Below are 25615 nucleotides of genomic sequence, written 5' to 3' on the forward strand. Positions count from 1 at the left end.
GCAGCAGCCACGCGCGCTTCGGCGCAGCATCCTGCCCGCCCATGCGCCTGAACCGCGGCTGCAGGCATACTGCCGGCAGGCCCCTATCCTTTCCGGGCCAGCATCTCCATCCTTTTGATGGCCTGCACCCTGTTTTCCATGGAGAGGGATCTGTACAGCCTGATGATGTTGCCTTCGTCCCTGGTCAGTTCGAAGACGGTTCTTTCATTATCCTGCCCGTTGAGAAAGACTTCCTCCCCGATACCGAACACGCGCGCAATACGCGAGACGTGCTCGCTGATATTACTGGAACGCCCCGTTTCCCAAAAGGCAATGGCCGACCGCGACATGCCCAGCATATCGGCAAATGCCTGCTGGCTCAGCCCGGCAGCCCGGCGTAGCAGCTGGATACGCTGCCCGATTTCCCGCGAGGGGGAAAAGCCATGAATATCGGTTGCCGACAGACCCTCATCGGAAACGGCATGGCTTTGCTGTATCCATTTGCGAAATCCCAGCAGGGTTGTCATCTGCCGCTTCTGCCCCACGGCAGACCCGTCCCGCCTGTGAAACACCACGGCGCCATCGCCTGTGCGATCGATGACCCTTACCTCGCCGCGCGGTGGCGCACCGGTCCATATCTGCCCGCTTTTCAGGGTCAGTGACGTATTCATGCCCATGGGAAGGATGCCCCCCACGTCAGTTCCGCTGGCGTGGGGCACGGCACGATCATGCCGTCAGGCGCAGCATGTCGCTTTCCGCCCGGTCTCCTGTCGTCTCCATAAAGGGGCCGCCTGCAATGACTTCCAGGCAGAGCAGCCCCATCAGGGTCGGGTGGCGTTGCCCCAGTGACAGGTCAGCCTGCCCGCTGGTCCATCGGCAGGGCTTGCCGTCTGAAATGACCACCTCATCATGCCAGCCCGCGGGGGCCACGTCAGTCAGGTGCGTTGCAAGAGGGTAGGCAGCGCTGCCTTCAAACAGCCTGATCTCCCGGATCAGCACGCCAAGCTGCCGACGGTCATCATGGTATGGCCCGATGGTGTCACACGGGCGGCTGGTACGGGACAGGATCCGCACGGCCTGCACGCCCGGCGGGATCATGAATATGGCAAACCCGTTGGCCTGGCGCATGGAGCGGATGACCGCCCCGCTATCCGCCACCAGATGCAGGTCGGCATCATCTGTAAGGACAGGTTGGGCGGTACGGCTGTCATGGCATGCCGCCTGCGCCCGGGCTTCAAGCTGACGGTAGACGGGTTCGACCACCGCAGGCGCAACAGCCAGCGGTGCCGCCGCATCCGTGGCCCATGAGCGGACCGGGCCCGCCCCGATGCTGACGACATTGCCCTGCTGGCGGAAGGTACGCCGGTTACCCGTATCAAGGTAGCTTTCGGTCAGCATGCCATCCGCCATGATGACCGAATGCCGTTCCGTCTCGACATGGTGGTAATCGTAGGAAGTAATGGAATGGTCGTAAAAGATCGAGCGCCCGTTGACCAGCATGCGGGCCGGCACGAACATGCCATCCATGAGCAGGGAATGTTCAGGCGTAATCAGCATGTCCCTGTACGGCACGCCATCGGCAATCGCGTCCTGCACAATCCGGACCGGATAACCCGCCTCGTCATCGGGCAGCCCTGCCCGCACCACGGTATGGGCCATGCCCGTCCAGACGACCCTGCGGGGCTGCTCCACGCCCCGGTCAAAGGTGACAACCATATCACCCGTAGCAATATCCTGTACCGCGACATCGCCCGCCGGCGTCCGGATCATGGAACCGGGCAGGAAGCACACACCGATATCGGTATTGCCATCCACATAGGATATCCGCAGGGGGTTGTCCGCGCTGCTGTCCGCGGCGTTGTACGTGCCGTTGGCAAGTGTTACGTCATTCGCAAGATTGGTCTGGTATGCGGCAACTTCCGTCCCGTCATTTCCATACAGCGTGATCGTTTTGGTGCTGTCGCTGCCGCTTATCGTGTAACCCGTTATCTGGGCCACGGTATTTTTAAGCTGGATCGTATCGACCGATGGGTCGTAGTTATTGAGCGTAACCCCCTGCACCGTATCAGACGCAATCAGGTTCAGCACCCCGCTGTCGGCATTGAGCACAAGCGTGCCGCCACCGGTCGTGAAATTGACCGTGGACCCGGTCAGGATGCTGATAAGATTGGTACTCCCGTCATAGGTACCGCCATAACCGATGTTGATTGTCGAGCCGGACAGCAGGCCAGCTACCAGATTGCCCGAAAAGGATGCCGTACCGCCGTAAATATTGACGGTATTACCGGAAAGGGCATTGACCAGTATGTTTATGTCCGTCGTGCCACCAATATAGTATGTATTGGCGCTGATCGCATCGGCCACGACATTGATGGCGCCCGTGCTGCCCGGCATGGAGACATAGGTGCCCCCGATAATGCCCACCAGCGTGGTTACGGAGCCCGACCCTGTAACGACATCACCCGTTGGCGCGATCTTGAGGCTCAGCAGGTCGATACCGGTACTGATCCCGTCCAGGGCGGCAATCTGCTGGTCATCGGGTCCCGTTATCGTCACGTCGTAGGACGTTGTCGTGAGCAGACCGGGAATACCGATCGTGCTGCCGGTTTCGGTATAGCTTACGCCGGAGGCAGTGGTGGTTGTGGTCATGTCACGTCCATACCATTCTATATGATGGTATGTGTTTTCATACAGAAAACAAAAAAAACGGTTAACATGGACCACAGTAATGAAAACAGGTCACGCCCCGGCAGGGGGCGGCGCGTATGGCACGGCCCGGCCCGGGGTGATGACAGCCGGGCAGGATTGCTTTCATATCCGTCAGAACTCCAGGCATATCTTGCCGAAATGCCGATTGCTTTCCTGATGGCGGAAGGCCGCGACAATCTCCTCCAGCGGGAAGACGCGGTCGATGCATGGACGGACATTACTGCTGTCAAGGGCGCGGATCATGGCCTTCTGGTCCGCCCTGCTGCCCACCAGCACGCCTTGCAGACAGAACTGCTTGAGCAGCATGGGAACGATTTCCAGCCTGCCCGAAACACCGCTCAGGATACCGATGGTGGAGATGTGACCCGCCACCCGGACCGCGGCCATTGACTGCTCAAGGGTCGTGGCGCCGCCTACTTCGATAATGTGATCGACCCCCCTGCCGCCGGTCAGGTCCCACGCGGCCTGTCCCCATGTGGGGTTCTGCCGGTAATTGATCACATGGTCCGCCCCGAGTTCACGCAGGCGCTCCAGTTTTGCATCACTGGAAGATGTCGCAATAACCGTAGCCCCGGCCATTTTTGCAAACTGCAGCGCAAAGATCGATACCCCGCCCGTCCCCTGCACCAGAACCGTATTGCCCGGGCCGATCCGGTCATCGACAAACAGCGCACGCCATGCGGTCAGGCCTGCAGTTGTCAGTGTCGCCGCCTCGACATGGGTCCAGCCCCGTGGTGCATGGGTAAAGGATGTTGACGATGCCGTGACCTCTTCCCGGGCATAGCCGTCAACACCATCACCCGGCACCGTGGCAAAGCCAATCACCTCTGGCGCGCCGGAAAGCCATGTGGGGAAAAATGTGCTGACAACCCTGTCCCCGGGGGCAAATTCCGTGACCCCCGCCCCGACTTCCACTACTTCGCCCGCGCCGTCAGCCATGGGGATGCGCGGCGTGTCTGGCCCCCACATTCCACTGACAACGGCATAATCATGATAATTGAGCGAGGAGGCATGCAGCCGTACCCGGATTTCACCGTGCTCCGGCGCGCGGGCGGACTGCTGTGACATGACAACATTTTCAAAGCCACCGGGCGGCTGCACCACGACTGTCCTGGGCATGATCGGTCTCTTCCTTGTTCTGTCCATATCCTGATTATCACATACAGGGAATTATTCTCAATATCCGGGCGATACGGACCAGTCCGCAATGTATATGGCGGATATTCTGTCATAAAATTACTTGTACTGATGCTCGGTTATTCATGAACCCCCGTTGTATACCGTCCCGAACGGGTTCCTGCAGGATGAAACCACAAGACGGCGTCCACCACACGGCACGGGCGGGAGAACAGGCCATGGCGCCGTGCAGCCCATGACGGGACACAGGCATCAATTGACTTCCGCAATGCCGTGGCTTCATAATATGGATGGCAATGGACTCTGCCGGATTTCATTCATGAAATCGAACCGCCCGCCGGGCTGATGATTCCTACCCGCCATACCGGTTGTGCGAGGGAGGAGTCTGTCCAGAGTCATGTGTCCTGTCATTTCCATCAATCCATATGCAGCCGTGAATGGGCCCGATGGCACTCCATGCCCCTGCCCCATTCCAGCCGGCAGGAGCAGTAACATGCGTATTCTCGCCATCCTTGACCGGCTGGATATCGCAGCCTTCATACTGGAGACCACCGGCGAACTGGCCAGCCGCCTGCAATGCCGGGATATCCGGGTACTCCAGCCCCGGCCCGCGACCGATCCGGATTACCAGAGCCCTGATGAAGGCATGCCCAGCGATGAGGAGCGTACCCGCTTCACGCAGGACATATCCAGGCGGGCGGCAGGTCTCCACAAGACCTGCCGGGACTGGGCAAAAGCAACCGGCCATGTGGACGACGTGCACTGGGTCGAAACTGCGGGCGATATCCGCCAGATCGTAGCCCGTGAAGCCGCGGGGGCCGATCTTGTCGTTCTGGGTCGTCCCCGCCCTGCGGACCCCGATTATGCCAGCCAGGCCTTTGCCGGAGCCCTGTATGATGCACAGGCCGCCGTGGTCGTGGCCCCGCTTCAGCACCATGCAACGGTCGGGGCGCACCCTGTCGTTGCATGGCACCCATCGGCCAAGCTGGAACGCGCAATCGAAAGTGTGTGGCCCCTGCTGGAAAAAGCGCAGGCGGTAACAGTCATCATTGGGGAGAACAGGTCGGGCGCCCAGCCGGACCCGGCACTGGTGGGCCGACTGCGCGACAGGGGCGTGCCGGTAACCGTGGACCGCTTCATCATCACGGAACGCGACACAGGCGAGCAGATCAGGGCACGCGCGCTATCGGCACGGGGCGACCTGCTGGTCATGGGAGCCTATGACCGGCCGTATTTTATTGAATGGCTGTTTGGCGGTCCGACACGGGACATCCTGACCCACGGCACGCTGCCATTACTAACCCATCACTGAAACCCGACACCACGAAAAGAAAGCAACGTTTCCCATGTACGCAAATCTGCCGCCTTCCCTGCTCATTGGTCTTGCCGGTGCGGCAGGCACGCTCCTGCGTTACTGGATCGGGTTGGCAACCGCGCGCTGGAGCCAGGTTCTGCCGTGGGGTACCATCATGATCAATGTCACCGGTTCCTTTGCAATCGCCTTCTTTGGCACCCTTACAGCCGCCAGCGGCCGACTGCCCGTGTCGGAAACCGGGCGGCTTGTCTTCATGGTCGGGCTTTGCGGTGGTTATACAACCTTTTCATCCTTCAGCCTGCAGACCCTTGATCTTCTGAAAAATGGCACCCCCGCGCGGGCAATGCTCAACATAGGGCTATCCGTCACGCTGTGCATGGCCAGTGTGACCGCAGGCTACATGGCGGCCCAGGCCATCAACGCCTTTCAGGTCAACAAAGACTGACCGTCATCCCCCCATCATTCCGAAGCCTGACGCCGCTGGCATGACATGATACCGGTTGCCAACCGCAACCCTGCCCATGTCACGAACAGGCAGGAGCCCCCTATTTTTCCCGGCCGGCCCTTATTTCCTGCAACCGGATCACGCTGTTTGCGCCAAGTTCGGTAATAATGTCCGGCATTCCTGGAAATACACGGGTGGGTGCCGGCTGGTTCGCAAACGTGCTCAGTTCCGGAAAGTCGACGCCAGCGGCCAGATCGGCCGCCATCATCCCGGCCAGCGTACTTTTGACCGTACCAAGGCCGTTTTCACAGCATGCGGAATAGAGACCTTCTTCAATTTCCCCGAATGCAGGTACATGATTCCTGCTCAGGCAAAGCCGCCCTGCCCAGCTATATTGCATGGGTATGTCAACAAATTCGGGAAATCTTGCTGCAAACGACCGTTTCTGCTGGCGTGCCACGCTCGCCACCCTTTTTTCGGACACCTGCATTTTCGGGTCATATGTAAAGCGGGTACGGATCACGATCCTGGGCTGTCCCTGGCTTACGATTTTCCGGACGGTCGCGCCCATCGGGTCGGCAGGCAAAAGAGCCCATTGCGGATGCCCGGCCCCATACGGGCCTGACTTGCCCGTTGGCAACGGCGCGGTCATGGATGCATAGGTGAAAATATGCATCAGCCGACCACGAAAGAAGCCGAATTCCTGTATGAACCCGTTCACGGCTATTATGACTTTTGGCGCGGTTACACTGCCCTGATCCGTGCCGGCTTTCCAGTCCTGCCCTGTCTGGGCCAGTTCCCGCACGGGGGACCGCTCAAAAATGGAAACCCTGTCTTTCAGGCCACCAGCAAATGCATGGATATAGTCCGCAGGCTGTATCAGTGCGCAGCCGGGCGTATAAAGCCCACCGGAATAATAATCGGTTCCGGTGATTTCCTGCATTATTCTGGCATCGTATTTTTCGTATTTTTCATCGATGCCGGTTAACGACCGTGCGTAATTTTCATTCAGTGCCATGCCACGCGGTGATGCGGCAGCATTGATCTTGCCGCTTGGATCAAACGTGGCCTGGCACATTCCATATTCGGCCGCGGCATCCGCGGCAAACTGGATGGCAAGCCGGTTCTGGGCAATTTCCAGTTTTGTCGACGCCGCATCGGCAACGGAATATTCGCCGGATGACAGGTTATGCGGCACATCGATCATGAAACCGGAATTGCGTCCGGCCGGCCCCTTGGCGATCTCACTGGCCTCAAGAATGACAATGCGCTCGCTTGGCCGGGTCTGGCTCAGGCGCCGTGCAGCGGACAGGCCTGCAAAACCGGCACCGATAATGAGCCAGTCCGCATTAATGTCCCCTGCAAGCGCCTTTGCCGGAAAGGTGCGCGAGCTCAGTGCTTCCCAGCCCGACACACCTGTGTCCACAGGGAATTTTTTTATACGAAGCGTTGTCATGCACTTTGCTCGCCAGTTTTCCTAGTTGGATGTATTCAGCCAGATTGTCTTAATTTCAGTATACTGGTCATGCGCGTAAATTGACTTGTCGCGCCCGCCGAAACCAGACTCCTTATAACCACCGAATGGCGTGGTTACATCACCTTCACCATAACAGTTGACCGTAACAACACCAGCACGAATTGCCGCCGAAAGCTTCATGGCGTGGCGGATACTGCCTGTATAGACCGAAGCCGCAAGGCCATAAACAGTGTCATTGGCCAGTTCAATGGCTTCATCAACAGTGTTAAAGGTCGATATTGCAAGAATCGGACCAAATATCTCTTCCTGGAAAATACGGCTTCCGGGATCGACATTATCGACGATTGTCGCCTCGACATATCTGCCATCGATCGCATGACCGCCACAGACGACATTGCTCTTGTCAGCCGTGTCCATGACAAGATCGATATAGGATTTCACTTTTGCAAAGTGTTCCGTGCTGACCAGGGCCCCGAGCGCATTTTCCGGGTCGAGCGGGTCGCCCATCTTCCATTCGCCTACGCATGCAAGCATATGGCGCAGCAGTTCGTCCTTGATCGAATGATGGACGATCAGGCGCGACGTGGCCGAGCAGTTTTCGCCCATGTTCCAGAAGGCGCCGTTGATCACGTGTTCCGCGACACTCTTCAGGTCTTCCGCATCCGCCAGAACAACAGCCGGGTTCTTGCCGCCGCATTCCAGTACGATACGTTTCAGGTTGGAATCCGCCGCATACCGCAGGAAACGACGGCCCGTGGTCGTTGAACCGGTAAAGCTGACCATCGAGATGCCGTTATGCAGGCCGATCGGCTCGCCGACATCGCGGCCCGTGCCGGTAATGACATTGAACACGCCTGCCGGAATACCGGCCTGAAAAGCCAGTTCCGCCGCCCGCAGGCTGGTCAGGGATGTCTGTTCCGCCGGCTTGAGAACCACGGAGCAGCCTGCCGCCAGTGCCGGTCCCGCCTTCCACGCCAGCATGAGCAGGGGGAAATTCCACGGCAGGACACAGCCCACGACGCCAATCGGTTCACGCACGATCAGTGCCACCGCGTCCGGCCCGACAGGGGCCGTGCTGTCATAGATCTTATCAATCAGTTCCGCGTGCCAGCGGATTGTATTGATTGTTTCGGCCACGTCTATGGTCTGGCATTCACGGACAGGCTTGCCGCTGTCCAGACTTTCCATGACCGCCAGTTCATGCCGGTTCTCATGCAGGAGATCGGCAAATTTCAGCATGATTGCCTTGCGCTCGGCGGGGGCAAGCGAACGCCATGCCCCGCTGTCGAAGGCCGTCTGTGCCGCTGTGGTAACATAATCCACATCGTCAGCATTACAGGCCGCGACCTTCGTGAGGACTTTCCCCGTCGCCGGGTTGACGGTATCAAACGTCTTTCCCGATGCTGCGGGCTGGAAAGCACCGTTGATGAACGCACCGGACGGATATGACAGCTTTTCGGCAATGGCCGCGTATTGTGCCTTGGTCAGGACATCGCTCATTCGGACGCTCCAGCAACGATTTTTGCAACATTGGTCTGGATATTCTTGACAATATCCCGAAGGCTGCCCTGTTCTTCAGCCGTCAGCGGCCCCAGCGGGGCGCGGACCGGGCCGGTTGGCTGGCCGGTCACTTCGCATCCGAATTTGATGGACTGCACGAATTTTCCGGATTCAAGGAAGTCCATGAGCGGCATCATCGCCTTCATGATCTTCCTGCCCTTTGCAAAATCCTTTTCCACAACGCAGGCTTCGTAAAGTGCGATATGTTCGGCAGGAATGAAGTTGGACCCCGCGCATACCCAGCTTTTCGCACCCCATGCAAAGAATTCAAGCGCCTGGTCATCCCACCCGCAGGAAAGGGAAATCTGGGGATAGTGACAGGCCAGCAGGTGCAGGGTGTTCATATCCCCCGAGCTTTCCTTGATCGCGACGACATTCTTCGACTTCACGACCATGTCAAAATAGGTGGCGTCCATGCTGACACCCATCCGGGCCGGATAATTGTAAAGCATGATCGGCAGACCGGCCGCCTGATCAATCTTCAGTGCATGGACCGCATTTTCCTCTGCCGTTGGCAGGGCATAGGGGGGGGACGTAACCAGAATTGCACTGGCACCGATTTCCCTGGCGCCCTTTGCATATTCGATCGCATCTTCCGTGCGGGTGGCGCCCGTGCCGACAATCAGCGGCAGCCTGGAGCCAATCACGTCCTTGGCATAGGCAGCAAGGTCCAGACGCTCCTGCATGGTCTGGGCATAGTATTCACCAGTAGATCCGGCAATAACGATACCGTGCACCTTGGCTGCAACAAGCTTTTCGAGATGATTCGCATAAGCCTTTTTGTCAATTTCACCCGAAGGTGTCATTGTTGTTACCGCCGGGGTATAAATACCTTCAAATTTCATGATTTTTCCCACAACAGTTTTGTTCAGCCATAACAAAGGCATTCGGTTCCATTGCCTGTGGGGCAATATACATTTCCATGTTCTCACGAGAGAGTTCCCAATGGTCGAACACAAGGTCGACCACCGCCTGCTCATCGCGCGATTCAATGGCCCGTATGAAGCCATCATGGTGTTCCACGGCTGTTTTGAGCCGTTGCATCATATCACCATTCTGCGGGCGATAGAATGTATTGCCAATACGGGCGTGGTCGATCAGAAGACGGTTCAGGCTAGGCCTCAGGTATTCATTACCTGACATCTCTCCCATTATTTCATGGAATCGATTATTTTCCAGAACCATTCCAGAAACATTGGCTTCCGAACTCGCCGCACGGAACAGTTCCTGACATTCTTTCAGTTCGGCAAGCTGCTCTTTCCTGAAGTTCTGGACCGCAAGCCGGGCAATCGCAGCATAGATCATTGGCGCGACAAGGAAGAAATTACGCAAGGTCGTGTAATTCATTGGCGCCACGCGCGCGCCCTTGTTTTCCCTGATATCCAGGTACCCTTCTCCCGCCAGACGGCGCAGCACGTCACGGACAGGCGTTCTGGACAGGGAATAGCGTTCACTGAGAGCGACTTCATCCAGGTCCTGATCAGGATCAAGTTCCATTATGAGTATAAGGCGCTTCAGATCCTCGTAGAGATACTCTTTGCCGATCTTCATGCCAGTTCGCTCCGGTCCGTCGCTCGTGGATGTAACTTTTCCTTTTGCAAGCACTACATGATCGCTACGACATGTCAACAAAAACGTATTTTTTATGTACACAATCCTGGAAAGGCTACATGTTCCCGCCTCTGTAATCCGGTCTGGAAATGATGGTGATCCGCCTTTTATCCGCTCGGATCCGGCAACATGACCGCATCCCGTCAGGCCATTCCAGCCAGCACATGCGGCCTGCCTGACTGTTGTCGTATTCAAACAATTTCAAAGACGACAACATCCTATTCGGTTAATGGGGAAATCGTTAGATATCCCCTGCCGCCATTACTTCTCCGTCAAAATCATGATCAACATGAACGCCAGCAGATACGCATATACCCGGATGACATGTTTTATTTACCCTGCCTGTAAATGGACATCGGTTTTGCGTCAGTAGAAGTCTGGCCATGCTGTTGTCAGATATGTCGTGATCAAAGGTTACAGAATGTCCAACCCTCTCAATACAAAAGAGTATTTCCGCGCCCCGCTGAGCGAGGCGGACCCGGCCGTGGCCGCGATGATCGATGCAGAAAAGGTGCGCCAGCGCGACGGGATCGAACTGATCGCGAGCGAGAACATGGTCTCGGCCGCCGTCATGGCGGCACAGGGCAGCGTGCTGACCAACAAGTATGCCGAAGGCTATCCCGGCCGCCGCTATTACGGCGGCTGCGTGGAAGTGGACAAGGTCGAGAGCCTGGCCATCGACCGCGTGAAGCAGATGTTCGGCGCCGAATTCGCCAACGTGCAGCCCCATTCCGGCGCCAACGCCAACCAGGCCGCCTTCATGGCCATGGTGAAGCCCGGCGATACCGTGATGGGCATGAGCCTGGCCGCCGGTGGTCACCTGACCCATGGCGCCGCCCCCAACTATTCCGGCAAGTGGTTCAATGCGGTGCAGTATGGCGTGCGCGCCGGGGACGGCCTGCTGGACTATGAGGAAATGGAGCGCCTGGCCCGCGCCGAGAAGCCGAAGCTGATCGTGGCCGGTGGCTCGGCCTATCCGCGCATCATCGACTTCGCGCGCTTCCGCGCCATCGCCGATGAGGTCGGTGCCTACCTGATGGTGGACATGGCCCATTTCGCGGGGCTGGTCGCCGCCGGGCTGTACCCCTCGCCCGTGTCGCATGCGCATGTGGTCACCTCCACCACCCACAAGACCCTGCGCGGGCCGCGTGGCGGGCTGATCCTGACCAATGACGCGGACCTGGCGAAGAAGATCAACTCCGCCGTGTTCCCCGGCCTGCAGGGCGGCCCGCTCATGCATGTCATCGCCGCCAAGGCCGTGGCGTTTGGCGAGGCGCTGCGCCCCGACTTCCGCACCTACCAGGAAGCGGTGGCCAGCAATGCCCGCGTGCTGGCCGAAACGCTGGTCGCAAGCGGTTTCGACATCGTGACCGGCGGCACGGACTGCCACCTGCTGCTTGTTGACCTGCGGCCCAAGAACGTGACCGGCCGCGCCGCCGAGCGGGCGCTGGAGCGCGCGGGCATCACCGCCAACAAGAACGCCATCCCGTTCGACCCGCAGAAGCCGGCCATTACTTCGGGCATCCGCCTGGGCAGCCCGGCGGCGACCGCACGCGGCTTTGGCGAGGCGGAGTTCCGTGAGATCGGCCTCATGATCGACGAGGTCCTGACCGCTCTCGCAAAAAGCGAAGGCGAGGCAGGATGCGAAAAGACCGAGCACGCCGTCCATGAACGCGTCAAGGCGCTCTGCGCACGCTTCCCCATCTATGCCTGAGTAATACCGGTCATGACCCCGCCCTGCCTGACGCAATGCAGGCGGGGTCATGACTTTACCGGGAATAAAACCGGGAGTGCTCCCGGAACATCCCCCTTGCTACCGATATCGTAGCGCGTCCCGCTACCGCCGCGCCCCGGTCAGACAGCCCTTAACAGACTGCCCGCTTGCGGATAGGACGGCGCAACCGCGCCAGCAGATGATGCAGCCATCCGTACCCTGCGGGGAGACCGCTCTGTCGTGATCAGAACAGCCTGACGCCAGTCCGTTCCGTCGCCAGTCCCGGGATACGTCCTATGATATCTCCGGCAGCTTTCGGGGTATTCCTCGCGGCTTTCGGGGTCATGCCAAACATTGATTTGAACCGGCGTGAAAAATGTGCGCTATCGGCAAAGCCGGTTTCCAGCGCGATTTCCGTAATGGTCAACTGTCCCTGCTGCAGCAGATGATAGGCGTAACGCAGTCGTATCAGGCGATAGAAAGTCATGGGGCGCATATGGAGATGATCGTGGAAAAGACGCTCGAGCTGCCGCACTGAAAGATTAAGCCGTGCCGAAAATTCATGTATCGGCAAGGGGTTGGCCATATGCTGCTCCATTTCAAGAGCAGTACGCCGCACCCGGCTGTCTGAAATATGACCGATTTCATCCGTAAGCGGGGGATGGGGCTGCAGCGGCACTGCATTACTGCGCTCTGGCCGGTCCAGCAGCAAAAGATGGCTGGCCTTGCGCGCCAGCGAGGAATTGAGGTGCTCTTCAATAAGATGGCAGGACAGATCCGCCGCCCCGCGTGCGCCGGAACAGGTGATCCGATTGCCATCAATCAGGAACATCCTGTCGCTTATGACCTCATGCTGGGGAAATGATTCGGAAAAGTCATTGCGATGATACCAACTGACACAGGACGCCCGCCCTTCCATCAGGCCGGCCTGGCACAGCACGAACACACCCGTGCATATCCCGATAAGGCAGACCCCTGCAGCAGAGGCGGCCCGCAGATAGGCCAGTGTCGCTTCATCAACCTGACGCCGGCCATGCAGCAGGCCGCCTATCACGGCAATATAGTCAAATTCGCGCGGATCAGAGAGTCCGGAATTGCGCGCGATACCCGCACCGCAACTGGACAGCACCGGGGCCGGCTGGTTGCCGAGGATTTTCCACTGACACAGAATGGGTCGGCTCTGATCATCCTTATCCGCAGCAAGGCGAAGGGGATCAACAAACAGTGCAAAAGCCGAAAGCGTAAAATGTTCAGCCAGAATAATGCCAACCCGCAGGCGGGCCACCGGGTCTACCGTGTTCACGCTGGTACGCTTCATATCGACTGAACTCACCCGACAATTGATAGAAACAAAATCTAGAACGTTGTTATTCCTGTAGATTGGCCACGGAAACGATAATAGCAAGGCCAACCCGGCGCATGGACGCGGCACCGGGGGAATCCTGTCGCATTTTTCGATATGATATTCAATATTGTACACATAAAAAATACATTGATGGTGGCCCTCCCCATGGAATGGGAGCGATGCCGCCATGACATCGTATCACTGCAGTTGCAGTATAATACATTTTTTCCCACGGTCCGGCAGGCGCCGTTACAACCATGTCGTGCATGGCAACACAGTCAATACAACCTTGTCAGATTACCATACCATTCGGTTCATATTATTATGTGCCACACCTGTCCTTCTGTTCCGTGCGGTTGGAATTCCGCGCGGCAATCAATCTGTTCCATGTCTAATCGGCAAAGACAACCGTACGGATTCCATGAAGGATGACCCGTCCCTCCAGATGGTAATGCACGGCACGTGATAGTGCCCGGCTTTCGATGTCACGTCCCTTGCGGATCAGGTCTTCTGCTGTATTGGAATGGTTGATCCGTTCCACGGACTGTTCGATGATGGGGCCTTCATCCAGTTCCGCGGTAACATAATGCGCCGTTGCACCAATAAGCTTCACACCCCGCCGGTGCGCCTGATGATAGGGACGTGCGCCCTTGAACCCAGGCAGGAAGGAGTGATGGATGTTGATGCAGCGCCCCTCCAGTTCATGCGACAGTTCATCCGATAGGATCTGCATGTACCGCGCCAGTACGACCAGTTCGGCTCCCGTCTCCCTGATGATCTGCCGCAGGCGCGTTTCCTGACTGGCTTTGGTCTGTGGCGTAACGGCCAGATGGTAGAAAGGAATGCTGCCTGTATCCACCCTGTCGCAGGCCTCACGGGGGTGGTTGGAAACAATGGCCACGGGGTCCATGTTCAGTTCACCGATACGCCAGCGATACAGCAGGTCCGCCAGGCAATGGTCAAAGCGTGACACCATGATCAGCACTTTCTGCCGGGTAGCCGTATTGCGTAAAGACCACCGGGCATCAAATCTTGCGGCTGTCTGCGCCAGTTTTTCACGCAGGGCATCTGTCCCGGCATCTCTGGCATACGTAAAATACACCCGCATGAAGAACTGATCATCCTGGAGGTCATTATATTGATTCATTTCAATAATATTGCCTCCTGCCTCAAAAAGGACACGAGAAAACTCAGAAACAATTCCAGGAACACTTTTGCAGGAAACAACAACAACCCAGCCGCATGCTTTATCTGGCGGTAACATGACTATATAGCTCCTTGTATAGATGCTGCTCCATCGCTGCCGTGCAGCCCGGGCCATTACAGGCCGATACGGCGGGAATGATCTGCTGCGCCGTTTCTCGTCTGATCAGGGCCCAGGCAAATCAGGCCATGTCCTCCTGCGGGAAATGAACAACAACAGGCTCCACCCCCAGGGCATGCAGGAATCTGCGCAGGTCTTGCGTCTTTATGCAAAGCGTCCTGTCATTCTGCAGCGGATGCATCGTGATATGTTCAGCCGCCATGAGGGATGCATCAATGGCAAAATGGACCCGACGGGTCTCATCCATGATCAGGCTCAGCGGTCCAAGGGCACCGGGAGCGGTATGCAGGGCTTCCGTCATCCGTTCCGCACTGCCAAAGGACAGTCTTTTTGAACCGATCAGGGCGGGCAGTTTCTTTAAATCAACCTTCCTGTCCATCGGAAGCGTTACCAGAAAGAGAGCCCCTTTCGCATCCCTGAGAAACAGGTTCTTGGTATGCGCGCCCTTTAACTGTTTCCAGAACGGCGCAGCCTCCTCCACTGTATGGACAGGAGGATGGGCCAGCACTTCCGGGACAATGGCCAGTTCATTGAACAGGGTCTGCAACTGCGGGAGCAATGTGTCCGATGTCGCCATCAGCCGTAGGTCACCATGACCGGATGGATTATGATGCACATGGCCTGCCTTCTCATGATTTGATATTTCCCGCCAGGATTATGATTTTGAAGTATTGTTGTTTTTATACTTCTTTCCCCGCATCATGTCCGAATAACATGATGCACGTTACAATAACCGTGTCCCGACAGACCCCGAACTGAATCCCGCATCCATGATGTAATGAGGAAATTCTATACAACAACAGGGAGCCGGTTACTTCCATAGCAGATTTACCCGATGCCAGCCTGCGCTAGCATTCGGGGAAACCAACGGCCAGACCACCCAGAGACGTCTCCTTGTAGCGGCTGCTCATGTCAGCACCTGTCTCGCGCATGGTTACAATTACCTTGTCCAGCGACACGAAATGCGAGCCATCCCCCCGCATGGACAGGGAAGCGGCATTGATCGCCTTGACCGCACCGAATGCATTGCGTTCGATACAGGGAATCTGGACCAGGCCGCCCACCGGGTCGCACGTCATGCCCAGATGGTGTTCCATGCCGATCTCGGCTGCATTCTCGATCTGGAGCGGGTCCGCGCCCAGTGCCGCCGCCAGACCGGCCGCAGCCATGGAACAGGCCACCCCGACCTCTCCCTGACAGCCGACTTCCGCGCCGGAAATCGAGGCATTGCGCTTGAACAGCCCACCAATGGCCGTGGCGGTCAGCAGGAAGTCATATTCCCGCTCCAGCGTGGCGCCGGGGCAGAAATCGCGGTAATAACGCAGCACCGCAGGCACGACGCCCGCAGCCCCGTTCGTAGGTGCTGTGACGATACGGCCGCCAGCCGCGTTTTCCTCATTGACGGCAATGGCGTAAAGGCTGACCCAGTCCATGACTTCATGCGCGGAACGCACGTTGCGGAAACGGTCACCCTTCAGCCGTTCATACAGTGCCGCCGCCCGACGCCTGACAGCAAGCCGACCGGGCAGGACACCTTCCTGATGCATGCCACGGTCGATGCATCCCATCATGGTGGCGATGATCTTGTCCATTCCCGCCGTTACTTCATGCGCGGGACGAAGCGCGCATTCATTGGCAAAGACAATCTGGGCAATCGTAAGCCCGGTACGACGCGTTATGTCGAGCAGGGCCTGACCGGACGGAATATCAAACGGTACATCATGTTTGATTTCCTGCGCATCATGGGCATGGGCTTCATCGATGATGAAGCCCCCCCCGATGGAACAGATGCGCCTGCACAGCACCTGCCGGTCTTCCCTATCATACGCCGTAAACTGCAGCGTATTGGGGTGCACGGGCGGCACCGTCTCGCGGTCGAATATGATGTCCGTAGCGGGATCGAAGCGTATTGCCCGTTCCCCTACAAAGATTTCCTTGCACGCCTTCGTGCCGGCCACCAGTTCATCAGCCAGGTCGGGGTTGATGGTATCGGGCAGATACCCCATCAACCCCAGCACGACGGCCTTGTCCGTAGCGTGGCCGACACCCGTCCACGCCAGCGACCCCAGCAGCGTAACTTCAACCCGGATCACATCCGGATAATCACGCAGCAATATGGAAAAATCATAAGCTGCGCGCATGGGCCCGACCGTATGGGAGGACGAGGGGCCAATGCCGATCTTGAACAACTCGAAAAGGCTGATCATCCCGTTCGCATTCCACCGAGCCAGGGTTACGTCAGAACCTGACGTCCCATGCCGCTTTTTTCAGGAGTTCCGTGACATAGGACGCAAAGGACCCCCATACTTCCAGCCGGAAGCTGTCGGTGCCCGTACGCCACAGCATACCGTCCGCCTTGGCCAGCAGGGTGCGCGTGGCCATGCCGACGGGGAAGGCCGCAATGTTGAAATCAAGCGGGGAGAGGTTGCGCAGCACCTCTTCCACATCCTGCCCGACCAGATCGAACGCGACCTGCCTGTCACTGATTTCAACAAGGCTGGAGGGAATATTCTTCAGCCCCTTGGTCCATGCGGCCGTTACGGTGGCGGCCTTGTCCGGCGTGACAAAGAACACCAGTTCATGCGGCCCCAGACGGACTGCCGTCCCGTTTGCGCCCTGGGCAGCCTGTAGCATCTCCGGCACGGCAGACAGGCCGAATGCCTTGGCTCCTGCCGCCAGGGCCGCATCGCGGCCCTGCAGCACCCACCGCCGCAGCTCCGGTCCGGGCGCCACATTGAAACGGGTGGGAGAGGCTGTCATGACATCAGACATTCAGGTGGGCTCCCTCGACATCATAAAACACGGGTTTGGTAACCTTGACCGGGATTGTCCGGCCTTCCATTGGCACATACAGCGTCTCGCCCATGCGCGCCCGGCCACCGGATACCATGGCAAGGGCGATGGAGTGGCCCAGTGTCGCGCTGAAATAGGATGAGGTGACATGCCCCAGCTTCTTCATGGGGATCGCTTCATCCGGCTTGCCCGTAAGCTGCGCGCCTTCTTCCAGCACTTCGTTCGGGTCCATGGTCAGCAGACCCACCAGCTGCAGCCGGTCGGGAGCGGACATGGCTGGCAGGGCGAGCGAACGCTTGCCCACAAAATCCTTCTTGATCTTGCTGACAGCCCATCCACAGCCCGCATCATCGGGTGTCGCCGTTCCGTCGGTTTCCTGCCCGACGATGATGTAGCCCTTTTCCGCACGCAGCACGTGCATCGTCTCGGTGCCGTAGGGTGTCATGCCGTAAGGCTGGCCCGCTTCCCAGATCGCATCCCAGATCTTGCGACCGTGGCGGGTCGGGACATTGACCTCGAAGCCCAGTTCACCGCTGAAGCTGACACGGAACAGACGCATCGGCACGCCGCGTATCGTCCCTTCCACCACAGCCATGTGCGGCAGGGTCTTGCCCGAGATGTCAAGCCCATCCACCAGCGGCTCCAGCACCTTGCGTGCCATGGGGCCCTGTACGGCGATGACCGCCCATTCTTCGGATGTGGAGGTCAGCCACACGTCCAGATCCGGCCATTCGGTCTGGAGGTAATCCTCCATCATGTTCAGCACGCCAGCCGCCCCACCGGTGGTGGTGGTGACATGGAAGCGATCCGCCGCGATCCTGCCGACAACGCCGTCATCATAGATGAAGCCGTTTTCACGGCACATCAGGCCGTAGCGGCACCTGCCGGGGGCAAGCTTGGTCCAGCCATTGACATACATCCGGTTCATGAACTCGGCGGCGTCGGGGCCGACAACCTCGATCTTGCCAAGCGTGGAGGCATCAAAGATACCGACCGAACTGCGCACCGCCAGGCATTCACGCCGCACAGCCGCTTCCATGTCCTCGCCATTGACCGGGAAGTAGCGCGCACGCTGCCACAGGCCCACATCCTCGAACACCGCGCCACGGGCACGCGCCCAGGCATCGGCCGGGGCACGCCGGACCGGATCAAACAGGAATTCACGCGCATGGCCGGCAAACGAACCGAACGTGACCGGCGTAAAGGGCGGACGGAACGTGGTCAGGCCGACCTTTTCCACCGGGCGGCCTAGGGCTTCAGATGCAATGCCCAGCGCGTTGACGTTGGAAGACTTGCCCTGATCCGTCGCCATGCCGGTCGTGGTGTAGCGCTTGATGTGCTCGATGGAGCGGAAGCCCTCGCGCACCGCCAGCTTGACGTCCTTGGCCGTCACATCGTTCTGGTAGTCAACGAAGGCCATGGCACGCAGGCCGGCACCACGGCGCGGAAGCGCACCGGCATAGCCGCCACGGCCCGGCGCATCCATGTCGCTCACCTGCCATTCGGGGGCCTTTGCGGCGAACCCGCTGGCGGTCGCGGCTTCGGCGCCGGCACGGGCGCCATCGGCAATGACCGCATCCAGGCTGTAGACGCCGCGGCACGCACCGGCGGAACGTTCGTTCTGCTCCGACTGGCCGGGCACGTACACGCCCAGTTCCTCATTGAACGTCAGCTTGCCACGCGACTGCGAGAACATGTGCACGCTGGGCGTGAAGCCGCCGGACATCAGCACGAGGTCGGCACGCCACTGATGGCCCTTGCCCACGCTGCCGTCAGGAAGGAGCTGCGCCAGTTCCACGCTGCACACCCGGTTGAGGCCGTGCGCACGCTGGATGGTTGTGCCGGGCAGGACGGTGATGCCCGCGCTGATCGCCGCACCGGCAAGCGCCGTATTGGGGGCGGGGCGCAGATCGGCAATCGCCGCGACCGTGACACCCGCACTCTTGAGATCCAGCGCCACACGGTAGGCGGCATCATCTGCCGTGACGATGATCGCCCGCTTGCCACAGGCAACGCCATAACGGTTCAGATAGGTCTGCGCTGCGGTTGCCAGCATGACGCCGGGGCGGTCATTGCCATCAAACACCAGCGGGCGTTCCAGCGCACCGGCGGCCAGCACCACTTCCTTCGCACGGACCTGCCACAGGCGTTCCCTCGGCTGTCCGCTGATCGGGTGGGCCAGATGGTCGGTCAGGCGCTCGTTCAGCGCAACCATGTTGTGCGGGCCGTAATTGAATGCCGTGCAGCGCGTCATGACACGGACATTCGCCATGCCCTTCAGCTCATCGACAGCTTCACGCGCCCAGGCGGCACCCGTCTTTCCATCAATGCGGGACACCATGTCGGACAGCAGCCAGCCACCGGCTTCCGCCGTCTCGTCCGCCACGATCACGCGGGCGCCGGACCGGCCAGCGGCAAGCGCTGCCGCAAGCCCAGCGGGACCCGCACCGACAACCAGCACATCACAATGATCATAGCTGAAGGCGTACTGGTCGGGATCAGGCTCGGTCGGGGCGACACCCAGACCCGCCGCGTGACGGATCACGGGCTCGTATACCTTGTCCCAGAACGACTTGGGCCACATGAACGTCTTGTAGTAGAAACCCGCGGGCAGCAGCGGCGCCGCCAGCGTGTTGATCGCACCCACATCGAACTTCAGGTTCGGGAACCGGTTCTGGCTGACGGCAACCAGACCATCATGGATCTCGACCTGTGTCGCGCGCAGGTTGGGGGTCTGCAATGCAGGACCGCTGCCAACCGCCACCAGGGCGTTGGGCTCATCGGAGCCGGCGGACACGACGCCACGCGGACGGTGGTACTTGAAGGAGCGGCCCATCAGATGCTCGCCATTCGCCAGCAGGGCGGAAGCGAGCGTATCCCCTTCATACCCCTGGAATGTACGGCCATCAAAGCTGAAGGTTACAACCTTGCCGGTGTTGACGCGACCACGACCGGGAATACGGTAACGCTTTGTCATCGTGCCGCCTCCGCCGCAGCTGCTTCATCAATGGTCGGGCGCGGCAGGCCCATTTCGTAGGTCATGACAAAACGATCTGTTCGGGTATCGCGGATGGCGTTGAAAAACCGCCCGCATCCATGGGAATGACGCCACCGTTCGGCGATCAGCCCCTTGGGGTTGTCGCGCATGTACAGGTACTGCGCCCAGTCCGCATCACTGACCGCCATCGGGTCGACGGGACGGGTGATGTGGGCTTCCCCGGCATTGGCATATTCGATTTCGGCGCGGTCACCGCAATAGGGACAACGGATCAGAAGCATGATGCCCTCCTTAGTGGGCGACGGCCGCAGCCGCGGCCTCGTCGATCATGACACCATCACGGAAGCGTTCGAGCGTGAAGGGCGCGTTGATCGGATGCGGTTCGTTCTTGGCGATTGTCCAGGCAAAGAGATTGGCCGCACCTGGCGTGGCCTTGAAGCCGCCCGTACCCCAGCCACAGTTGACAAACAGCCCCGGCACCTGCGTCTTTGCCGTAATCGGTGAACGGTCGGGCGTGTTGTCCGTGATCCCGCCCCACGAGCGCAGCATGCGCAGGCGGCGGAACATCGGGAACAGTTCACAGATGGCTTCCAGCGTATGTGCCGGAATGTGCAGGCCGCCGCGCTGGGTATAGGACACGTAGGAATCGGTGCCCGCGCCAATCACCATCTCGCCCTTGTCGGACTGGCTGATATAGGCATGGATGGTATTGGACATCGCAATGGTCGGGAACGCCGGCTTGACCGGTTCGGACACCAGGGCCTGCAGGGGATTGCTCTGCAGCGGCAGGCGCACGCCGGCCATCCCCATCACCACGGAGCTGTGCCCCGCGACAGAGACACCGATCTTGCCGGTCCGGATGTCGCCCCGCGTCGTATTGATGCCGGTCACTTCACCCGTGGGCGCACGGACGATACCCGTGACCTCACAGTTTTCGATGATGTCGACACCCATATCACTTGCGGCACGCGCAAAGCCCCAGGCCACCGCATCATGGCGCGCGGTGCCCGCGCGGCGCTGCAGGGCCGCCCCCAGGACAGGGTAGCGGATATTGGGAGAGATGTTGATCTGCGGACAGAATTCCTTGGTTTCCTCCGCCGTCAGCCACTCATTGTCGATGCCGTTGAGACGGTTGGCATGGACGTGCCGCTTGAAGCTCTGCACGTCATGGACCGTATGCGCGATCATCAGGCAGCCGCGCTGGCTGAACATGACGTTGTAGTTCAGCTCCTGGGAAAGGTTTTCCCACAGCTTGAGCGAATGCTCGTAATAGGACGAACTCTGGTCAAACAGGTAGTTTGACCGGATGATGGTCGTATTACGGGCGGTATTGCCGCCTGCAAGCCAGCCGCGTTCGATGACCGCAATATTGCGCAAGCCATGCTGTTTGGCCAGATAATAGGCTGTCCCCAGCCCATGACCGCCACCACCGATGATGACAATGTCATAAGCAGGCTTGGGCGCTACGGAGCGCCACTGGGGTTTCCAGCCAAGATGACCGCCAATTGCCTGACGCGCCAGTGAAAGTGCCGAGAATTTTTGCATGTTCATCCTACATGCTGCGAGACCATGCGGATGACCATGCACCTGCGCCCCGTTCCCCGCTGGCACGAATTGGACGCAAAACTTGAACGTTATCGCCATTCGTCTTTTTATTTGGGCTTTCTGTCCGGCACGATATCGCGTGCTTATGGAGCCCGATCCGGTCCGGTTTTCGGTTTATGGATAAGTGACAGTAAATTCAGTATTTTTTCGATGAAATCGGGAACGGTGACGTAATGATCGGAAATGGAGCCGGTTCCGGTCACGACGGGCTGCCCGCGACGGCACTGTCGCAGATGGACAATGAACCATGCAAAATGACCATGCCCTGCACCCTGTGCGGAAAACATCAGACGCGTGCCATTTATCCATTTGCAATAAAACGGAAATCATTCCGCCCCGAGGGCTGGAATGGAAAGGGGGGCCGTACCTGTTTCTTTCCATCATCCAGATCATGCACGGCCTGCCAGAAGACAGGCCGTTCCCGCATGCATGTCCATCATCCGGTGCGGTCAAAAAATTCAGGCATCACGACCAGGCACGTTACCTGCACGAAACATTATGTACAGAGTGCCCCAGAAGGGCTGCGGGCATGATCTGCTCCGCAGGTGCCGGGACTCCTTCTGCCCACGTTGCGCGGCCTGCCTCGGACCAGGTTGCAATATTCTCGTCGCAACTGCGGAACCGGGGATGCGACATCCGAACGCCCGGGCCTGGAACGTGGCTGGCGTCATCATTCCACCACCCTACCCTGCATGCATGACAGCAAGCGCGCTGGGCCGCATTACCCGAAGGCGGAGCCCGTCATGTTTCGTGGCCAATGCGTGTGATGCGCATAGCTGCCGGAGCACGAAACAGGTGCGCCCACCCGCATCACGACACAAGCCCGCGCAAGGACCGGCCCACGTCTGCCAGATACGGCAGGAAAGACCATCCCATCAACGGTGCCAGCCCCCATTGTCACAAGCATTAAGCGCACAGATTTCGGGCGCGGTCTGCTATCCGAAAAAACCGGGTGCGTCATATAAAATCCGGCACAAAAAACGCATGACTGGATTTACCGACAAGCGCTGGTCTTTTCCCCCCGGCTTCCATATCTGCGCCTGAATAATTTTTTCGTGAGCAATCTGGATGAAGAATACCGGTCTTTCGGCAGGCATGATGCTGGCGTTTGCGGCATTCGCCTCGTTTTCGATCAGTGACGCCTATTCCAAACTGCTGGCGGGACAGATCGACCCGTTTGAAGTGGCCTTTTTCGGTGGTGTCTTCGGTCTGCCGCTCATCCCTTTCATACGCGGAAAAAACGAATCCTACCGTGACCTGTTCGTGATCCGGCAACCAGTCATGTGGCTGGTGCGGGCGGCAGCCACCTTTGCCGCCACGGCGGCAAGTGTCGAAGCCTTCATGCTCCTGCCGATGCCGGAGGCCTTTTCACTCATTTTCCTCATGCCGCTTTTCGTGACCGGTCTTTCGGTCATGCTGCTGCGTGAAAAAGTTTCCACACTGGGCTGGCTGTCCGTCATCATGGGCTTTGTCGGTGTGCTGATCGTGCTGCGTCCCGGCCTGCGGGCGTTGCAGTTCGGGCATCTGTGCGCCCTGATTGCGGCCGTGGCGAATGCGGTGGGCGTCATCGCCTACAGGCTGTCGGGCAAAAACACGCCACGCCTGTCCATGTTCAGTTCCAGCCTGTGTGGTCCCCTGCTGGGCAATGGCGTGCTGATGCTGGCCCATGCACGCTGGCCGCATGGGGCAGACATATGGATGTTCCTGTTCGGCTACGGCTTTCTGGCCGCACTCGGGCAACTGCTCATGATGATGGCGACCACGCGCGCGGCGGCCAGCGCAATCGCCCTGCCGCAGTACAGCCAGATGCTATGGGCCGTGGCGTTCAGTTATTATGTTTTCCATGAACCGCTGGACAACTGGACCTTTGTCGGTGTTGCAGTCATCATTGCATCGGGCCTGTTCAAGTGGGTCGATCCGCGCGCGATCATCAGGCTGGTGACCGTAAAACAGCAGGTCATCGTACATCCATTTTGATATTCATCTGGCCACGGGAATTTTCCGGCAGGACATGAAGGCCATGGGCCACCTTCACCCATCAGGCTGAAATATGCTCATGATGACAGATAATCCACGCCGGGGGCCGTGCATCAGCACCAAAGAACTCCCGGCATCACAGCGCGTGTAAAACCACAAAAGCCCCCGGTCTGACCGGGGGCTTTTGTGGTTTCAGGCATGTCTGGCACCAGGGAAAGGGGACAGTGGATGCCGGATTACGCAGGGGCGCAAAGCACGGTGAGATTCCCGAACGTGCAGCTTGACGATGGTCCCGATCGGTACTTATGGTCGGAACAGCATAATTCATGGCCCGTCATATGAAGATGTCATCCATCAGGGGCAGGAAAACACGATCGTCATGTGTCTTCATGCTGGTGGTCGGGCTCACATTTCTCTGCCTGCTGGTTTCCGCTGGTGTACGGGCCACGCCCGGCGTGCTGATGATGCCGCTGCACGAAGCACTGGGCTGGAGCCGCAGCAGCATTTCCATCTCCGCCGCCATGGGGATTTTCCTGTACGGCCTTGTCGGCCCTTTTTCCGCGGCACTCATGCAGCAGTTCGGCATCCGCCGCATCCTGATCGGCGCGCTGCTGCTGATGGGCCTGTCGGCACTGCTGTCACTGGGCATGGCACGGCCATGGCAGTTCTTTCTGACCTGGGGTGTTCTCACCGGTTTTGGTACGGGTGCGGTGGCAATGGTGCTGGGGGCCACGGTGGTGAACCGCTGGTTTATCGCCCGGCGGGGTACGATCATGGGCCTGCTGGCCGCCAGCACCGCAACCGGTTCACTGCTGTTCCTGCCGGGCCTTGCAGCCCTTGCCCATCGTTTCGGGTGGCGGGCGCCTGTCATGGCAGTAGCCGCGACCACCCTGATTCTGGTGCCCCTCGTGGCTCTTTTCCTGCCTGAACATCCGGCTGATCGCGGGCTGGTGCCGCATGGGGCGGAAGCGGATCATGTGCCACTCCGGCATCCGGACCAGAACCCGCTGCGCACGGCCATGACCGCCCTGCTGGCCGCCGCCCGCCAGCGTGACTTCTGGTTTCTGTTCGCCACCTTCTTTGTCTGTGGCTTCACCACGAACGGGCTGATTGGCACGCATTTCATTGCCATCTGTGCCGATCATGGCATAGGCGAGGTTCCGGCGGCGGGATATCTGGCCATGATGGGTCTGTTTGATCTTGTCGGCACCACGCTGTCCGGCTGGCTGACTGACCGGCTGGATGCACGCTGGCTGCTGTTTTCCTATTACGGGTTACGGGGGCTGTCACTGATTGCGCTGCCATTCATCGATTTCTCGCCTGAAAGCCTGATGATTTTCGGGGTCTTCTATGGTCTTGACTGGATCGCGACGGTGCCACCCACCCTGCGTCTGGCCAACAGCGCGTTCGGGGAGCGCTCGGCCCCGATCGTGTTTGGCTGGATTGTCTTTGGCCACCAGATCGGGGCTGCCTGCGCGGCATCCCTTGCCGGTATGCTGCGGCAGGCGCAGGGAAGTTATCAGGACATGCTTGTCCTGGCGGGCACCACTGGCGTTATCGCGGCATTTCTCGCCATGAGCATCAGCAATGGTCGTGCCGTGCGAAAAACCATAAGCTGACCGGATC

At 59.0% G+C, this 25615-nt stretch carries 20 protein-coding genes and 1 riboswitch; of the genes, 5 read left to right on the forward strand and 15 right to left on the reverse strand.

Annotation, left to right across the window (positions count from 1 at the left end; genetic code table 11):
* Nucleotides 1-83 precede the first annotated feature (83 nt).
* The 3 genes from LDL32_RS07635 to LDL32_RS07645 all read right to left on the reverse strand — a co-directional run bounded on the left by LDL32_RS07635 (nucleotide 84) and on the right by LDL32_RS07645 (nucleotide 3807).
* A complete protein-coding gene (locus tag LDL32_RS07635; RefSeq protein WP_233065745.1) occupies nucleotides 84-674 on the reverse strand; it encodes a helix-turn-helix transcriptional regulator in 591 nt (196 codons plus the stop codon).
* A 31-nt stretch (nucleotides 675-705) separates the two neighbouring features.
* Entirely contained in the window at nucleotides 706-2628 is a 1923-nt protein-coding gene (locus tag LDL32_RS07640) for a Hint domain-containing protein (protein ID WP_233065747.1), read from the reverse strand.
* A gap of 171 nt (nucleotides 2629-2799) precedes the next feature.
* Nucleotides 2800-3807 (reverse strand): NAD(P)-dependent alcohol dehydrogenase, encoded by a 1008-nt coding sequence (locus LDL32_RS07645; RefSeq protein WP_233065749.1) that lies wholly within the window; start codon nucleotides 3805-3807, stop codon nucleotides 2800-2802.
* Between the two features lie 301 nt (nucleotides 3808-4108).
* A riboswitch (Fluoride riboswitch) is annotated at nucleotides 4109-4187 on the forward strand.
* Nucleotides 4188-4318: 131 nt separating this feature from the next.
* Between LDL32_RS07645 and LDL32_RS07650 the strand changes: the two genes are divergently transcribed.
* Entirely contained in the window at nucleotides 4319-5137 is an 819-nt protein-coding gene (locus tag LDL32_RS07650) for a universal stress protein (protein ID WP_233065751.1), read from the forward strand.
* 34 nt (nucleotides 5138-5171) lie between these two features.
* Entirely contained in the window at nucleotides 5172-5585 is a 414-nt protein-coding gene (locus LDL32_RS07655) for a CrcB family protein (protein ID WP_233065753.1), read from the forward strand.
* 100 nt (nucleotides 5586-5685) lie between these two features.
* On the opposite strand, the gene LDL32_RS07660 is transcribed toward LDL32_RS07655, so the two are convergent.
* Genes LDL32_RS07660 through LDL32_RS07675 form a run of 4 tightly spaced genes read right to left on the reverse strand, consistent with a single transcriptional unit; the run spans nucleotide 5686 to nucleotide 10173 of the window.
* Nucleotides 5686-7011 carry an FAD-binding oxidoreductase gene (locus tag LDL32_RS07660; RefSeq protein ID WP_233065755.1) on the reverse strand — a complete coding sequence of 442 codons (1326 nt, stop codon included), beginning with the start codon at nucleotides 7009-7011 and terminating at the stop codon, nucleotides 5686-5688.
* Between the two features lie 51 nt (nucleotides 7012-7062).
* On the reverse strand, nucleotides 7063-8562 hold the full coding sequence (locus LDL32_RS07665) for an aldehyde dehydrogenase (RefSeq protein ID WP_233065757.1): 1500 nt from the start codon (nucleotides 8560-8562) through the stop codon (nucleotides 7063-7065).
* Complete coding sequence (locus LDL32_RS07670; RefSeq protein WP_233068773.1) at nucleotides 8559-9509, reverse strand: dihydrodipicolinate synthase family protein; 951 nt, start codon at nucleotides 9507-9509, stop codon at nucleotides 8559-8561. The genes LDL32_RS07665 and LDL32_RS07670 overlap by 4 nt, the downstream gene beginning before the upstream one ends.
* Nucleotides 9457-10173 carry a GntR family transcriptional regulator gene (locus tag LDL32_RS07675; RefSeq protein WP_233065759.1) on the reverse strand — a complete coding sequence of 239 codons (717 nt, stop codon included), beginning with the start codon at nucleotides 10171-10173 and terminating at the stop codon, nucleotides 9457-9459. The genes LDL32_RS07670 and LDL32_RS07675 overlap by 53 nt, the downstream gene beginning before the upstream one ends.
* A 481-nt stretch (nucleotides 10174-10654) precedes the next feature.
* Here LDL32_RS07675 and glyA point away from each other — a divergent pair, with 481 nt between their 5' ends.
* Entirely contained in the window at nucleotides 10655-11947 is a 1293-nt protein-coding gene (gene glyA / locus LDL32_RS07680; RefSeq protein WP_255673793.1) for a serine hydroxymethyltransferase, read from the forward strand.
* A gap of 244 nt (nucleotides 11948-12191) precedes the next feature.
* Here glyA and LDL32_RS07685 read toward each other — a convergent pair whose 3' ends face one another.
* The 8 genes from LDL32_RS07685 to LDL32_RS07720 all read right to left on the reverse strand — a co-directional run bounded on the left by LDL32_RS07685 (nucleotide 12192) and on the right by LDL32_RS07720 (nucleotide 21952).
* A complete protein-coding gene (locus tag LDL32_RS07685) occupies nucleotides 12192-13481 on the reverse strand; it encodes a GlxA family transcriptional regulator (RefSeq protein WP_233065761.1) in 1290 nt (429 codons plus the stop codon).
* Between the two features lie 202 nt (nucleotides 13482-13683).
* Nucleotides 13684-14556, reverse strand: coding sequence for a formyltetrahydrofolate deformylase (purU, locus tag LDL32_RS07690; RefSeq protein ID WP_233065764.1), 873 nt, complete (start codon nucleotides 14554-14556; stop codon nucleotides 13684-13686).
* Nucleotides 14557-14677: 121 nt separating this feature from the next.
* A complete protein-coding gene (locus tag LDL32_RS07695; protein WP_233065766.1) occupies nucleotides 14678-15193 on the reverse strand; it encodes a prolyl-tRNA synthetase associated domain-containing protein in 516 nt (171 codons plus the stop codon).
* Nucleotides 15194-15464: 271 nt separating this feature from the next.
* Entirely contained in the window at nucleotides 15465-16823 is a 1359-nt protein-coding gene (locus LDL32_RS07700) for an L-serine ammonia-lyase (RefSeq protein ID WP_233065768.1), read from the reverse strand.
* A 31-nt stretch (nucleotides 16824-16854) separates the two neighbouring features.
* A complete protein-coding gene (locus LDL32_RS07705; protein ID WP_233065770.1) occupies nucleotides 16855-17388 on the reverse strand; it encodes a sarcosine oxidase subunit gamma in 534 nt (177 codons plus the stop codon).
* A complete protein-coding gene (locus LDL32_RS07710) occupies nucleotides 17381-20386 on the reverse strand; it encodes a sarcosine oxidase subunit alpha family protein (protein WP_233065773.1) in 3006 nt (1001 codons plus the stop codon). The genes LDL32_RS07705 and LDL32_RS07710 overlap by 8 nt, the downstream gene beginning before the upstream one ends.
* Complete coding sequence (locus tag LDL32_RS07715) at nucleotides 20383-20688, reverse strand: sarcosine oxidase subunit delta (RefSeq protein WP_233065775.1); 306 nt, start codon at nucleotides 20686-20688, stop codon at nucleotides 20383-20385. Before LDL32_RS07715 ends, LDL32_RS07710 begins: the two co-directional genes overlap by 4 nt.
* A gap of 10 nt (nucleotides 20689-20698) precedes the next feature.
* Nucleotides 20699-21952, reverse strand: coding sequence for a sarcosine oxidase subunit beta family protein (locus LDL32_RS07720; RefSeq protein ID WP_233068774.1), 1254 nt, complete (start codon nucleotides 21950-21952; stop codon nucleotides 20699-20701).
* 1128 nt (nucleotides 21953-23080) lie between these two features.
* Between LDL32_RS07720 and LDL32_RS07725 the strand changes: the two genes are divergently transcribed.
* Nucleotides 23081-23989 (forward strand): DMT family transporter, encoded by a 909-nt coding sequence (locus LDL32_RS07725; RefSeq protein ID WP_233065777.1) that lies wholly within the window; start codon nucleotides 23081-23083, stop codon nucleotides 23987-23989.
* A gap of 338 nt (nucleotides 23990-24327) precedes the next feature.
* Nucleotides 24328-25608 carry an MFS transporter gene (locus LDL32_RS07730; RefSeq protein ID WP_370636661.1) on the forward strand — a complete coding sequence of 427 codons (1281 nt, stop codon included), beginning with the start codon at nucleotides 24328-24330 and terminating at the stop codon, nucleotides 25606-25608.
* Nucleotides 25609-25615: the final 7 nt, after the last annotated feature.

It is taken from the genome of Komagataeibacter sp. FNDCF1 (assembly GCF_021295335.1).
Taxonomy (GTDB): domain Bacteria; phylum Pseudomonadota; class Alphaproteobacteria; order Acetobacterales; family Acetobacteraceae; genus Komagataeibacter.